The sequence below is a fragment of the Streptomyces griseomycini genome, assembly GCF_014203535.1.
In the GTDB taxonomy this organism is placed as follows: Bacteria; Actinomycetota; Actinomycetes; order Streptomycetales; family Streptomycetaceae; genus Streptomyces; species Streptomyces griseomycini.
In genome coordinates, this window is record NZ_JACHJI010000001.1 from 246,684 (window position 1) to 260,370 (window position 13,687).

Annotated in this window: 11 protein-coding genes; 7 read left to right on the forward strand and 4 right to left on the reverse strand. The window is 72.3% G+C overall.

Going from position 1 to position 13,687, the window contains the following annotated elements:
• Window positions 1-71: 71 nt before the first annotated feature.
• A complete protein-coding gene (locus FHS37_RS01160) occupies window positions 72-1,853 on the reverse strand; it encodes a lytic transglycosylase domain-containing protein (RefSeq protein ID WP_184817085.1) in 1,782 nt (593 codons plus the stop codon).
• Between the two features lie 330 nt (window positions 1,854-2,183).
• Here FHS37_RS01160 and FHS37_RS01165 point away from each other — a divergent pair, with 330 nt between their 5' ends.
• A complete protein-coding gene (locus FHS37_RS01165) occupies window positions 2,184-3,044 on the forward strand; it encodes a DUF4184 family protein (protein WP_184817086.1) in 861 nt (286 codons plus the stop codon).
• Here the strand turns inward: FHS37_RS01165 and FHS37_RS01170 are convergent.
• The 3 genes from FHS37_RS01170 to polA form a co-directional block, all read right to left on the reverse strand.
• On the reverse strand, window positions 2,962-3,426 hold the full coding sequence (locus FHS37_RS01170) for a hypothetical protein (protein WP_184817087.1): 465 nt from the start codon (window positions 3,424-3,426) through the stop codon (window positions 2,962-2,964). The genes FHS37_RS01165 and FHS37_RS01170 overlap by 83 nt on opposite strands.
• Window positions 3,427-3,540: 114 nt before the next feature.
• Complete coding sequence (locus FHS37_RS40425) at window positions 3,541-3,672, reverse strand: hypothetical protein (protein WP_268254575.1); 132 nt, start codon at window positions 3,670-3,672, stop codon at window positions 3,541-3,543.
• Between the two features lie 110 nt (window positions 3,673-3,782).
• Window positions 3,783-6,509: a DNA polymerase I gene (polA, locus tag FHS37_RS01175; RefSeq protein WP_184817088.1), complete on the reverse strand. Its 2,727-nt coding sequence runs from the start codon at window positions 6,507-6,509 to the stop codon at window positions 3,783-3,785.
• A gap of 670 nt (window positions 6,510-7,179) precedes the next feature.
• Here polA and FHS37_RS01180 point away from each other — a divergent pair.
• The 6 genes from FHS37_RS01180 to FHS37_RS01200 all read left to right on the forward strand — a co-directional run bounded on the left by FHS37_RS01180 (window position 7,180) and on the right by FHS37_RS01200 (window position 13,686).
• Window positions 7,180-9,459, forward strand: a complete 2,280-nt coding sequence (locus FHS37_RS01180; protein ID WP_184817089.1) for an FdhF/YdeP family oxidoreductase — start codon at window positions 7,180-7,182, stop codon at window positions 9,457-9,459.
• Window positions 9,460-9,511: 52 nt separating this feature from the next.
• Window positions 9,512-9,994: a PaaI family thioesterase gene (locus tag FHS37_RS01185; RefSeq protein WP_184817090.1), complete on the forward strand. Its 483-nt coding sequence runs from the start codon at window positions 9,512-9,514 to the stop codon at window positions 9,992-9,994.
• Between the two features lie 90 nt (window positions 9,995-10,084).
• Entirely contained in the window at window positions 10,085-10,519 is a 435-nt protein-coding gene (locus FHS37_RS01190) for a hypothetical protein (RefSeq protein WP_184817091.1), read from the forward strand.
• Window positions 10,516-11,118 (forward strand): Tat pathway signal sequence domain protein, encoded by a 603-nt coding sequence (locus FHS37_RS39050; RefSeq protein ID WP_229889718.1) that lies wholly within the window; start codon window positions 10,516-10,518, stop codon window positions 11,116-11,118. Before FHS37_RS01190 ends, FHS37_RS39050 begins: the two co-directional genes overlap by 4 nt.
• A 288-nt stretch (window positions 11,119-11,406) precedes the next feature.
• Window positions 11,407-12,639 (forward strand): branched-chain amino acid ABC transporter substrate-binding protein, encoded by a 1,233-nt coding sequence (locus tag FHS37_RS01195; RefSeq protein WP_184817092.1) that lies wholly within the window; start codon window positions 11,407-11,409, stop codon window positions 12,637-12,639.
• A gap of 114 nt (window positions 12,640-12,753) precedes the next feature.
• The gene (locus FHS37_RS01200; RefSeq protein ID WP_184817093.1) at window positions 12,754-13,686 is read left to right on the forward strand and encodes a branched-chain amino acid ABC transporter permease; all 933 of its coding nucleotides are present in this window, start codon (window positions 12,754-12,756) and stop codon (window positions 13,684-13,686) included.
• Window position 13,687 lies beyond the last annotated feature (1 nt).

Consider the following 13,687-nt stretch of genomic DNA (forward strand, 5'->3'; position numbering starts at 1 on the left):
GGGCGCGGGGGGGGCGCCCCTGCGCCGTGCGCGCGCCGGAGGGGCGCCCCCGTCCGCCGGTGCCGGTCCGGTCAGGCGCCGGAACTCGCCGACGGGTCCGCGGACGGGCTGGCGGACGGGCTCGGTGACGCCGTCCCGGCCGCCGCCACGGTCAGTTCGACCGTGAGGGTGGCCCCGCCCGCGGTGGTGACGCGGAGCAGGAACGTGCCGGTGGTGTCGTCGGCGTACAGCCGCGGCAGCTTCAGCAGGCCGTCCGCGTCCGTCTCCAGGCCGCTGAGGGTGCGGACGGCCTTGCCGTCGGCGTCCTTGAAGTAGGGGCCCTTGTCGTTCGGGGACGGGTCGTCGGCCGACGTGATCAGCGTGGCGGTGGCCGCGACCCCGTCGGCGGCGGCACCGTCGTACGTGGCCCTCACCTCGACCCGGTCCGCGAACTCGCCGCCCGCGGTGCAGGTGAGCGCCCCGTCACCGGTGCGCACGAGGGTGTCGGCGGCGCGCTCGGTGACGGTGGCCCGGTAGTCGAGGCCCGGCACCGTGCGGCCGACGACGGTGGCGCGGACGGTGACGTCGCCCGTCTTCTCGCCCGCCCGCAGCTCGGGCGCCACGGCGACGCCCGAGCTGTCGGTGACGACGGTGGCCACGCTCTCGCCGCCGGTGAAGGTGGTGTCGGTGTCGCCGACGAGGGTGAAGCGGATCCGCACCTTCGCCACGGCCTTGCCGGTGTCCGTCTCGGCGCGGGTGCTGATCCTCTGGGCGAACGCGTCGCCCGCCATCGCGGTGAGCTTCGCGGTGCCGGCGTCCTCCAGGTGGTCCACCGTGTCGGTGGGCGTGGGCGGCGTGCCCGGCGGCGTCGTCGGCGGCGGCGTTGTCGGCGGCGGCGTCGTGGGCGGCTTGCTCGGGGTGCCGGGCGAGGTCGGCGGCTTGGGGCTCGGGCTGCTGCCGGCCGGCTTCTCGGGCCGGGAGCCGGCCCCCGGCGTGGAGGTGCCCGGGGCCGAGGGGGTCGGCCGCACGCGGTCCTGGTCGTCGCTGCGGTCCACGGGCAGCGAGCCGGTGCCGTCCGGGATCTCGTGGGTGCCCTTGCGGTAGTACTCCAGCCACGACAGGACGGTGTTCAGGTAGTCCGTGGAGTTGTTGTAGCTGAGGATCGCCTTGTTGAGATCGCCCTGGTCGGACAGGTCCCAGCCGAAGCGGCACAGGTAGTGGCCGGCCGCGAGCGCGGCGTCGTAGATGTTGTTGGGGTCCTCACGGCCGTCGCCGTTGCCGTCGCGGCCCGCCCACTCCCAGGTGGACGGGATGAACTGCATGGGGCCGACGGCGTTGTCGTAGGCGCTGTTGCCGTCGTAGACGCCGTCGTCGGTGTCCTTGATGAGCGCGAAGCCGTTGCCGTCGAGCTGCGGGCCGATGATCGGGCTGAGGGTGGTGCCGTCGGCGTCGACCCGGCCGCCGCGGGCCTGACCGGACTCCACCTTGCCGATGGCGGCGAGCAGTTGCCAGGGCAGGTTGCAGCCGGGCTTCTTCTCGCGCAGCGCGGCCTCCGCCTTCTTGTAGGCGTCGAGGACGGTCGCGGGTATGCCGGCCTCGGTCTTGCCGGACGCGCTCGGGCCGGTGCTCGCGGACGGTGAGGGGTTGGGGCTGTTGAGCGGCGGCAGGTCCGTGTAGTACGGCGAGTTGCCGGTCGCGCCGACGCCGTCGGCGGTCTCCTCGGGCGCGGGCGTGGCGTCCGTGGCGGTCTGTCTGCCCTGACCGTCGACCGTCACCCCCGGAGCCTGGGACGCGGACAGGGCCGCGACCGCCGCCGCGGCCACGGCGGTGGTTGCCGCTCCCTTGCGCAGCCGCCTGCCGAATTGCGCCGCCATAGAGTGAACCCCTCCCGTGAACGCCGGAGCGTCCGTCGACGTCTGTCGTGTCCGCCCTGTTGTGACGATCCACCCACCCCACCGGTTGCCCTCGGCGGGCGTGGACGTGTTCCGTTGCCCTCCGTCCGCACCCGTTCGTCCTGCGCCCGGGCACGACGGCCCTCGTGACCCTACGACAACTTCCCTTGCTCGGACACCCGTTCCTGCCCGATATTCACCCGTTGGCCACGTTCGTTCGTGACCGGTGGCGGTGCGGGGCGTCCCGCATACTGGGGCTCGCCGATCGCCGGGCCCCGTCGGCCCCGTCAACGTCTGCCACGAGGAGCCGAGTTGCCGTTCACGCTGAGCCACGCGGCGGCGGTGCTGCCCGCCGTGCGCACCGACGGGACCGGCCGGGGCCCGCTGCTTCCGGCCGTGCTCGTCGCGGGCTCCTTCGCTCCCGACATGACCTATTACGCGGCGAGCGCCCTTCCCGGGGCGATGGGGTTCGGGGACGTCACGCATTCCTTCCCGGGCGTGTTCACGGTCGACGTGCTCATCGCCTGGGCGCTGGTGGGACTGTGGCTGCTGGTGCGCGAACCGCTGGTGGCGCTGCTGCCGCGGGCCCGGCAGGGGCGGCCTGCCGTCCTGTCGCGCTGCGGGGCGCCACGCGCGCGCGTGCGGCCGTCCCTGGTGCTGCGCTGGTACGCCTCGGCGGTGCTCGGCGCGCTGACGCACGTGGTGTGGGACGCCTTCACCCACCTCGACCGGTGGGGGATGCGGGTGTTCCCCGTGCTCGGCGAGAAGGTGGCGGGCTCACCCCTGTACTGGTACCTGCAGTACGGCGGCTCGGCGGTGGCCGCGCTCGTGATCGCCGTGTTCGTGGTGCGGGCGCTGCGCCGGACGCCCCGGGCCGCCGCGCCGGTGGGAGTGCCGGTCCTGTCGGTCGCGGACCGGTGGTGGGCCGCCGCGCTGCTCGGCGGCTGCGCGCTGGTGGCGGCGGTGCAGCGGGCCTCGCGGTGGTGGGCCTACTGGGGCTCGGTCGCGAAGCCCTGGGAACTGATCCCGACGGTGTGCTTCGGGGCGGGCGCCGGACTCGTCCTCGCGCTGCCGGTGTACGCGGCGGCCGTCAGGGCGCGGCGTCCGGTCCCGGCCACGCAGGACCCTGGAACCGCCGGTACGCGGCGGCCGGACCGTACGGCCGCACGCTGAGGGTCTCGCCGGCCGCGACGAACACCGTGATCGTGCGGACCGGGCGGGGCCGGGGCAGCAGGGTGAGGGCGAGCGTGAGGTAGCCGCGGGCCAGTTCGGCCCACAGCCGCCAGGGCGGTGGACCGCCGGGCGGCCCGGACGGTGCGCCGGGGCGTACGGGCCCCACGGCGGTGGGGGCGTGGCCGGTGCGCCACCGGCCGGCGGCGATGCGACGGCCGAGGTCCGCCGTGGCCTGCCGCAGCGCGGCCGCGAGGGTGGCGGGGATGCGGGCGGTGCTTGCGGCGGCCGCGAAGACCGGAACCGGCGGAAACGCCTCGAGGGTGGGTCCGTCGGCGTCGGCCCGCGGGGGTGCCGCTCTGCGGTGAAGCATGCGTATACCCATGCCCCGCATCCTGGCGGGCGAGGGTGCGGGGGGCCGCTTCGCAGGGGCCACGCGGGTGAAGGGCGCCGCGGGGCGGGGCGGCACCGGGGGGACGGCGGCGGGCGTCGTCCGTGGTCACCGGCGGCAGTCGGTGACCACGGGTAAGCGGTCCACCGGACCGCGCCGCTGCGGCCAGCCGTCGTCCACGACACACCGGGCCAGACGCAGCCTCCCGGTCGGCGTCAGCGGGGCATTGCGGTGGGACACGAGGGCCTCCTGAACTTCGGTGCAGACGTCGCGATCCACACCGAACCCGGAAGGCCCTCACCCGTTCAAGCACCCAGCACGCGTGTCACCAACGTCCCGGGACAACACACCTAGTGCGCGGCCGACTCCCAGTCCCGGCCCGCGCCCACCGAGACGCCCAGGGGAACGCGGAGCCGGACCGCCTCCGCCATTTCGCGGCGGACCAGTTCCTCCACGGCCGGCCGCTCGCCGGGGGCGACCTCCAGGACGATCTCGTCGTGGACCTGCAGGAGCATCCGGGACGTCAGGCCCGCCTCCCGCAGTGCGCCGTCCACCTTCAGCATGGCGATCTTGACGATGTCCGCGGCCGTGCCCTGGATCGGCGCGTTCAGGGCCATGCGCTCGGCCGCCTCGCGGCGCTGGCGGTTGTCGCTGTTGAGGTCGGGCAGATAGCGGCGGCGGCCGAAGAGCGTCGCCGTGTAGCCGGTCGCCCGCGCCTCGTCCACCACCCGGCGCAGGTAGTCCCGCACCCCGCCGAACCGCTCGAAGTACGCGTCCATCAGCGCGCGCGCCTCGGCCGCCTCGATGTTCAGCTGCTGGGAGAGGCCGAAGGCCGACAGTCCGTACGCCAGGCCGTACGACATCGCCTTGATCTTGCGGCGCATCTCCGCGTCCACCGCGGACCGCTCGACGGAGAACACCTGGGCGGCCGCCGTGGTGTGCAGGTCCTCGCCCGAGGTGAACGCCTCGATCAGGCCGGCGTCCTCGGAGAGGTGGGCCATCACCCGCAGCTCGATCTGGCTGTAGTCGGCGGTCAGCAGGGACTCGAAGCCCTCGCCGACGACGAACCCGCGGCGGATCGCCCGGCCCTCGTCCGTGCGGACCGGGATGTTCTGCAGGTTCGGGTCGGTCGAGGACAGGCGGCCGGTGGCGGCGACCGTCTGGTTGAACGTGGTGTGGATGCGGCCGTCCGCGGCGATCGTCTTGATCAGGCCCTCGACGGTGACGCGCAGCTTCGCCTGCTCACGGTGCCGGAGCATGATCACCGGCAGTTCGTTGTCGGTCTGCGTGGCGAGCCAGGCGAGCGCGTCGGCGTCCGTGGTGTAGCCGGTCTTCGTCCTCTTCGTCTTCGGCAGGGCCAGTTCGCCGAAGAGGACCTCCTGGAGCTGCTTGGGGGAGCCCAGGTTGAACTCGTGCCCCGCCGCCGCGTGCGCCTCCTTCACCGCCTGCTGCACGGCGCCCGCGAACATCTGCTCCATGGCCTCCAGGTGGGCCCGGTCGGCGGCGATGCCGTGCCGCTCCATGCGGGCCAGCAGCGCCGACGTCGGCAGCTCCATGTCACGGAGCAGGTCCGCCGCGCCGACCTCCTCGAGGCGGCCCTCGAAGGCCTCGCCCAGGTCGAGGATCGCGCGGGCCTGCACCATCAGCGCCTCGGCCTCGGCACCGTCGTCCGCGCCGAAGGCGAGCTGCCCGTCGGGTGCGGCGGCGGGCGCCAGCTCGCGGTGCAGGTACTCCAGGGACAGCGCGTCCAGGTCGAAGGAGCGGCGGCCCGGCTTGACCAGGTACGCGGCGAGGGCGGTGTCCATGGTGACGCCCTCGACGCTCCAGCCGTGCTCGGCGAAGACCCGCATCGCGCCCTTGGCGTTGTGGAACACCTTGGGGCGGCCCGCGTCGGCGAGCCAGGCGGCGAACGCCCGCTCGTCGGCCTCGTCCAGCTCGGCCGGGTCGAACCAGGCGGCCGGTCCCGCGGGCGTGGCCAGCGCGACCTCGGCGACCGAGCCGCTGCCCAGCGCCCAGGTGTCGACGGTGGCGACGCCGAGGGGCCCGGCGCCGTGCTCGGTGAGCCAGCCGGTCAGCTCGCCCGTGCCCAGGACGGTGCCGTCCAGCTCCACGCCGTCCGCGACGACCGGGGTGGCCTCGGCCTCCTCGCCGCCGGGGTCGACGGCGAAGAGCCGCTCGCGCAGCGACGGGTTCCTGATCTCCAGGGTGTCCAGGATCATCGCCACGGCCTTGCGGTCGTAGGCGGTCCGCTCCAGGTCGAGAACGCCCTTCGGCAGCTCGACCCGGCGCTCCAGCTCGGTGAGCCGGCGGTTGAGCTTGACCGCTTCCAGGTGGTCGCGCAGGTTCTGCCCGGCCTTGCCCTTGACCTCGTCGACGCGCTCGACCAGCTCGGCGAAGGAGCCGAACTGGTTGATCCACTTCGCGGCCGTCTTCTCGCCGACGCCGGGGATGCCGGGCAGGTTGTCGGAGGGGTCGCCGCGCAGCGCCGCGAAGTCGGGGTACTGCGCGGGCGTCAGTCCGTACTTCTCGACGACCTTCTCCGGGGTGAACCGGGTCAGCTCGGAGACGCCCTTCGTCGGGTACAGCACCGTGGTGTGCTCGGAGACCAGCTGGAAGGAGTCCCGGTCGCCCGTGACGATCAGCACCTCGAAGCCCTCGGCCTCGGCCTGGGTGGCGAGCGTGGCGATGACGTCGTCCGCCTCGTACCCCTCGACGGCGAAGCGCGGGGCGTGCATCGCGTCGAGCAGCTCGCCGATCAGCTCGACCTGGCCCTTGAACTCGTCCGGGGTCTTGGAGCGGTTCGCCTTGTACTCGGTGAACTCCTCGGACCGCCAGGTCTTGCGGGAGACGTCGAAGGCGACCGCGAAGTGCGTGGGCGCCTCGTCGCGCAGCGTGTTGGCCAGCATCGACGCGAAGCCGTAGATCGCGTTCGTCGGCTGGCCCGTCGCGGTGGTGAAGTTCTCCACGGGCAGCGCGAAGAACGCGCGGTAGGCCAGCGAGTGCCCGTCCATGAGCATCAGTCGCGGACGGGTCCCGCCGGAGGTCTGGTCGGTCTTCTTCGATGCTGTCTCTGCCACGTCTCCGATCCTGCCACGCCCCACTGACACCCGGCCCCGCCCCCACACCGCCGAGCCCCGCCTCCGCTCCTCCGGACCTACGTCCGCACCACCGGACCGCCGAGTCCCCGCACCCTGGGCCTCCCGGGCCCGGGCCGCCCACCCGCCGCCCCGTCACCCCCTCGGCCCCGGCACCCGCGCCCCGACCGCCGTGCCCCGGCACCCGCGCCCACATCCGCACCCGCACCCACGCCCGCCGAGCCGGTTCCGCCGGCCCGCCGCTGCGCCCGCGGCGACCCGGCACCGTGACCACGGTCCGGCAGGCCCGCCGTAACCGGCCCGCACGTCCACCGCGCCCGCCCCTCCCGCCCCGCACGGCCGGACCACCGCGTCCCGCCTCCCCGCACCGTCAGGCCGTCCCACCCCGCCGGACCGCCGAACCCCGCCCCGCACCCACCGAGCCCGTTCCGCCGGCCCGTCCGCCGTGGCCGCCCTCCCGCCCTCCCGCCCGCACGCCCTCGGGCCCGTCCGGCCGCGCCCACCGCCCGGTCCCCGCCGGGCCGGTCCGCCCGGCGGCCCGGGTCCCGCGACCTCCGCCTCCGCCGCCGGTCCGCCCGGCCGCGGTCGTCGTCGGCGCCACGTGGGAGGATCGGAGACCTACCTCACACGTGTACGCGAAGGGGAGTGCGCGATGGCCACGAAGCCGCCCAAGGGCGACCCGGTTCAGGACGCGCCGCGGGTCACCGGGCCGAAGCACGCGGCAGCGGGCCTGACGGCGATCGGCCACACCCTGCGTGTGGCCCAGCAGCAGATGGGCGTGAGGCGCACGGCGCTGACGCTGCTCGGCGTCAACCAGAAGGACGGCTTCGACTGTCCGGGCTGCGCCTGGCCGGAGCCTGAGCACCGGCACAAGGCGGAGTTCTGCGAGAACGGCGCGAAGGCCGTGGCCGAGGAGGCCACCCTGCGCCGGGTCACCCCCGAGTTCTTCGCCGCGCACTCCGTCGCCGACCTGGCCGGCCGCAGCGGCTACTGGCTGGGCCAGCAGGGCCGGCTGACCCACCCCGTGTACCTCCCGGAGGGCGGCGACCGCTACGAGCCGGTCACCTGGGAACGCGCCTTCGACATCGTCGCCGAGGAGATCGGTGCCCTCTCCTCCCCCGACGAGGCCGTCTTCTACACCTCGGGGCGCACCAGCAACGAGGCGGCCTTCCTCTACCAGCTGTTCGCGCGCGAGCTCGGCACCAACAACCTGCCCGACTGCTCCAACATGTGCCACGAGTCCTCCGGCTCGGCCCTGTCGGAGACGATCGGCGTCGGCAAGGGCAGCGTCCTGCTCGAGGACCTCCATCAGGCCGACCTGATCATCGTCGCCGGGCAGAACCCCGGCACCAACCATCCGCGCATGCTGTCCGCCCTGGAGAAGGCCAAGGCCGGCGGCGCGCGCATCATCAGCGTCAACCCGCTGCCGGAGGCGGGCCTGGAGCGCTTCAAGAACCCGCAGACCCCCAAGGGGCTGACCACCGGCGCCGCGCTGACCGACCTGTTCCTGCAGATCCGGATCGGCGGCGACCAGGCGCTCTTCCGTCTCCTCAACAGGCTGATCCTCGACACGCCGGGCGCGGTCGACGAGGAGTTCGTCCGCGAACACACCCACGGCTACGAGGAGTTCGCCGCGGCCGCGCGCGCCGCCGACTGGGACGAGACGCTCACCGCGACCGGCCTGGCGCGCGAGGACATCGAGCGGTGCCTGCGGATGGTCCTCGAATCGAAGCGCACCATCGTGTGCTGGGCGATGGGCCTGACCCAGCACAAGCACTCCGTTCCCATGATCCGCGAGGTCGTCAACTTCCTCCTGCTGCGCGGCAACATCGGCCGCCCGGGCGCGGGCGTGTGCCCGGTGCGCGGCCACTCCAACGTGCAGGGCGACCGCACCATGGGCATCTTCGAGCGCCCCGCTCCGGCGTTCCTGGACGCCCTGGAGAGGGAGTTCGGCTTCGCCCCGCCGCGCGAGCACGGCTACGACGTCGTCCGGGCCATCCGCGCGCTGCGCGACGGGAAGGCGAAGGTGTTCTTCGCCATGGGCGGCAACTTCGTCTCCGCCTCCCCCGACACGGAGGTCACCGAGGCGGCGATGCGCCGGGCCCGGCTGACGGTGCACGTGTCGACCAAGCTGAACCGCTCGCACACCGTCACGGGCGCGCGGGCCCTGATCCTGCCGACCCTGGGCCGCACCGAACGCGACCTGCAGGACGGCGGCGAGCAGTTCGTGACGGTCGAGGACTCCATGGGGATGGTGCACGCCTCGCGCGGCCGGCTGGAGCCGGCGAGCCCGCACCTGCTGTCCGAGCCGGCCATCGTGTGCCGGCTGGCCCGCCGGGTCCTCGGCGAGAACAGCACGGTGCCGTGGGAGGAGTTCGAGAAGGACTACGCGACGATCCGCGACCGCATCGCGCGCGTGGTCCCCGGCTTCGAGGACTTCAACGCGCGCGTGGCGCGCCCCGGGGGCTTCGCGCTCCCCCACGCCCCGCGCGACGAGCGCCGCTTCCCCACGGCCACCGGGAAGGCCAACTTCACCGCGGCTCCGGTGGAGTACCCGAAGGTGCCCGAGGGGCGGCTGCTGTTGCAGACGCTGCGCTCGCACGACCAGTACAACACCACGATCTACGGCCTCGACGACCGCTACCGGGGCATCAGGAACGGCCGCCGGGTGGTGCTGGTCAACCCGGAGGACGCGCGGGAACTGCGGCTCGCGGACGGCGCGTACGTCGACCTGGTCGGCGAGTGGAGGGACGGCGTGGAGCGCAGGGCGCCCGGCTTCCGCGTCGTGCACTACCCGACGGCCCGCGGCTGCGCCGCCGCGTACTACCCGGAGACCAACGTCCTGGTGCCGCTGGACGCCACCGCGGACACCAGCAACACCCCGGCCAGCAAGTCCGTCGTGGTGCGTCTGGAACAATCGGCGACCGACTGAGCGTTCGCTCAGCAGACGATCGTACCGACGCACGACGAATGGAGCCGGGCCCATGGGAGAACAGCAGCAGGTGAAGTTCCCGCAGGAGGTCATCGACGAGTACGCCGCGCTCGGTGTGGACCTGCCGGCGCTGTTCTCGGCGGGCCACCTGGGCACGCGGATGGGCGTGCAGATCCTGGAGGCCTCGGCGGAGCGGGTCGTCGGGACGATGCCGGTGGAGGGCAACACCCAGCCGTACGGGCTGCTGCACGGCGGCGCCTCGGCCGTGCTGGCCGAGACGCTGGGGTCGGTGGGCTCGATGCTGCACGGCGGCGTCTCCAAGATCGCGGTCGGCGTCGACCTCAACTGCACGCACCACCGCGGTGTCCGCTCCGGTCTGGTCACCGGGGTCGCCACGCCGGTGCACCGGGGGCGGTCCACGGCGACGTACGAGATCGTCATCACCGACGAGGCGGACAAGCGGGTGTGCACCGCGCGGCTGACCTGTCTGCTGCGGGACGTGAGGCCCGGCGACGGCGAACAGACCGCGAACTGACGGCCGTCGGGGCGCGGGGAGCCCCGCACCCCGCACCCCGCACCCCGGCCACCATTGCCTCCGGCCGACCGGCGTCCTAGCGTTCGGAGCATGCGACGGGGAGGCACCTCTCGGGCGCGGGTGCGGGCCTTCGCCGCGCCCCTCGTGGCCGCGCTTCTGGCGGGCCCGACGGCGACCGGCTGCGGGGCGACGGGTTCCGGCCACGCGGACCGGGCCCCCTCCGCCGGGGCGGACGGCGGGCGCACGACCCCGCCGTCACCGCGGGTCACGTCCGACGAGGACCTGTGCACGAAGCTCGTCGGCCACTGGTCGCGCAAGGTGCTGGACGGCCGCACCTACGGCGACTACCAGTCCATGGGCCTGTCCGGCGGGCAGTACGACATCCTGCGCGAGGTGGTCGATTCCGCGCGGGCCGCCGAGCGTCAAGGGGTCACGGACGTGGGCCGGTTGATCGACCGTGAGGCGCGCGAGGGGTGCGTCGAGTGGTACCGCGCCGGCGGGCCGGGCGAGGGGCCCTGGCGGTGAGCGGGGTCGGCCCGGTGGAGCCGGGCGAGGGCACTCACGTCCGGGACGCCCCCTCCGCGCCCCGCCCCCGACGCGGGCCCCTGGAGCGGTACTTCGAGCAGCACCGCAGGGCCGTGCTGGGGGCGCTCCTCATCTCCGCCGTACTCGCGGGCAGCGGCTATCTCCACGCCACCCGGCCCCGGCCGGAGTCACCGCCGGCCCCGCCGCACCCGAGCCAGGTGACCACCGTCGCATACCTGAATCCGCAGGCCGTGGATGTCGAAACCGACCCGCGGAGCTTTTCCTTCGGCGTGGAGGTGACCGTGGAATCCGACCCTCCGGTCACTGTCACGCGGATATCCCAGCCGTATGCGGGACTGTCCGTGACATCCGACCCGCGGACCCCTTTCCGGACAAAAGCAGGCTCCCCCCGCAAGATCATGATCACCATGCGGGTGACGGAATGCGGAAAAGTGCCACGGAACGTCGGACTCCCTTTCCTGGACGTAACTTTGCGTAATACGCACGCAATCCAGATGCACAGCTTCATCCTCGGGCCACGGTACGCACAGGACCTGTCCCACGCCCTGCAAGTAGCCTGCAGCAACGACTTCAGGTAATCACCAAAACGCTTGATACACCTGAACAGATCCTGCCGGGTCCTGCGGTTTCTCACCATGCGGACAGGGCAAAACGGCGAGAATTCAGCCCTTCCCCCCACTCAGTACCGCTCTGCAATACGTCGTGTCATAACAAGAGCGTCACAGCCTTGACCAGAGTCTCCTCCGCATTCCCCACCCACGCTTAGAGTCACGGCCAGTCACCGCGCCGCCCGATTCACACGTCGGCCCAGCGCTCGACTCGGCCGTTTCCACCGGGAAGTGGCTGTCAGGGGAAAGGACTGGATCGTGCGTCAACGTTCGCTCATCGCCATCACCGCCGCTCTGGCGGCGGGAGCACTCACCCTCACCGCCTGCGGCTCACGCGACGACGACGGCGGCGGCTCGGACTCCGGCAACGGTGGCACCACCGTGGTCATCGGCGTCGACGCGCCACTGACCGGCGACCTGTCCGCGCTGGGCCTCGGCATCAAGAACTCCGTGGACCTCGCGGCGAAGACCGCCAACAAGGAGAAGTACGTCGAGGGCGTCACCTTCAAGATCGAAGCGCTCGACGACCAGGGCCAGGCCTCCGTCGGCCAGCAGAACGCCACCAAGCTCGTCGCCAACGACGACGTCCTCGGCGTGGTCGGCCCGCTGAACTCCTCCGTCGGCGAGGCCATGCAGAAGGTCTTCGACACGGCCAAGCTGGTCGAGGTCTCCCCGGCCAACACCAACCCCGCCCTGACCCAGGGCGTGAACTGGCAGAAGGAGAAGGTCCGGCCGTACAAGTCGTACTTCCGCACCGCGACCACGGACGCCATCCAGGGCCCGTTCGCCGCGCAGTACGTCTACAACGACGCCAAGAAGAAGAAGGTCTTCGTCATCGACGACAAGAAGACCTACGGCGCCGGCCTCGCCGCCACCTTCACCGAGGAGTTCAAGAAGCTCGGCGGCAAGGTCGTCGGCACCGAGCACATCAACCCCGAGAGCAAGGACTTCAGCGCGGTCGCCACCAAGGTCAAGAACTCCGGCGCCGACGTCGTCTACTACGGCGGCGAGTACCCGCAGGCCGGCCCGCTGAGCAAGCAGATCAAGGAAGCCGGCGCCAAGATCCCGCTGGTCGGCGGTGACGGCATCTACAGCGCCGACTTCATCAAGCTGGCCGGCGCCGCGGGCACCGGCGACCTCGCCACCTCCGTCGGCGCGCCCGTCGAGGAACTCCCCTCCGCCAAGGAATTCGTCGCCAACTACAAGGCCGCCGGGTACAAGGAGGCCTACGAGGCGTACGGCGGCTACTCCTACGACTCCGCCTGGGCGATCATCGAGGCCGTCAAGAAGGTCGTCGAGGACAACGACGGAAAGCTCCCCGACGACGCCCGCGCCAAGGTCGTCGACGCCATGCAGAACGTCTCCTTCGACGGAGTGACCGGCAAGGTCTCCTTCGACGAGTTCGGTGACGCCACCAACAAGCAGCTCACCGTGTACTCCGTCAAGGACGGCGCGTGGGGCACCGTGAAGTCCGGCACCTTCACCGGCTGACCACCGCCCGCACCACTCCCACGAGCCGCGCGGGGCGCTGTTCCACTGGCGCCCCGCGCGGACTCGCATCCGGCCCCATCCGTCGAACATTCCGAAAGTCTCGGAGGACATGCGGTGAACGAACTGCCGCAGCAGCTGGTCAACGGCCTGCTACTGGGATCCATGTACGGCCTGGTCGCCATCGGCTACACAATGGTCTACGGCATTGTCCAGCTCATCAACTTCGCCCACGGCGAGATCTTCATGGTCGGCGCCTTCGGCGCCCTCACGGTACATCTGTACCTCTTGCCCGACGGCACCTCCATCTGGGTCGCGCTGCCCCTGATGCTGCTCGGCGCCGTGATCGTCTCGGTCCTGGTCGCCATCGGGGCGGAACGGTTCGCCTACCGCCCCCTGCGCGGCGCGCCCCGCCTGGCCCCGCTCATCACCGCCATCGGACTCTCCCTCGCGCTGCAGCAGGCCGTCTGGGCCTTCTACCCCGAGGCGAAGTCCAAGCTGCCCTTCCCCCAGATCGAAGGCGGCCCCTTCAGCATCGGCGGCGCCACCATCCAGACCGGCGACATCTTCCTTCTCATCGCCGCCCCCGTCAGCATGGCCTTCCTCGCCTACTTCGTGATGCGCACCCGCACCGGGCGTGGCATGCAGGCCACCGCGCAGGACCCGGACACCGCAAAGCTCATGGGCGTCAACACCGACCGCATCATCGTGATCGCCTTCGCCCTCGGCGCCGTCTTCGCCGCCGTCGGAGGTGTCGCCAGCGGCCTCAAGTACGGCCAGATCGACTTCAAGATGGGCTTCATCCTCGGCCTCAAGGCCTTCACCGCGGCGGTCCTCGGCGGCATCGGCAACATCTACGGCGCCATGATCGGCGGTGTGGTCCTCGGCGTCGTCGAAACCCTGGCCACCGCCTACATCGCCGACATCCCCGGCCTGGACAAGTTCGGCAGCCAGTCCTGGGCCGAGGTCTGGGCCTTCATCCTCCTCATCCTCGTGCTGCTGTTCAGGCCACAGGGCCTGCTCGGCGAACGCGTTGCGGACAGGGCGTGAC

Excerpts from the sequence above, each read along its gene's own strand:
- FHS37_RS01160 (WP_184817085.1), bottom strand. The coding sequence starts at position 1,853 with ATGGCGGCGCAATTCGGCAGGCGGCTGCGCAAGGGAGCGGCAACCACC.
- FHS37_RS01180 (WP_184817089.1), top strand. The coding sequence starts at position 7,180 with ATGGCCACGAAGCCGCCCAAGGGCGACCCGGTTCAGGACGCGCCGCGG.
- FHS37_RS01185 (WP_184817090.1), top strand. The coding sequence starts at position 9,512 with ATGGGAGAACAGCAGCAGGTGAAGTTCCCGCAGGAGGTCATCGACGAG.
- FHS37_RS01190 (WP_184817091.1), top strand. The coding sequence starts at position 10,085 with ATGCGACGGGGAGGCACCTCTCGGGCGCGGGTGCGGGCCTTCGCCGCG.
- FHS37_RS01170 (WP_184817087.1), bottom strand. The coding sequence starts at position 3,426 with ATGGGTATACGCATGCTTCACCGCAGAGCGGCACCCCCGCGGGCCGAC.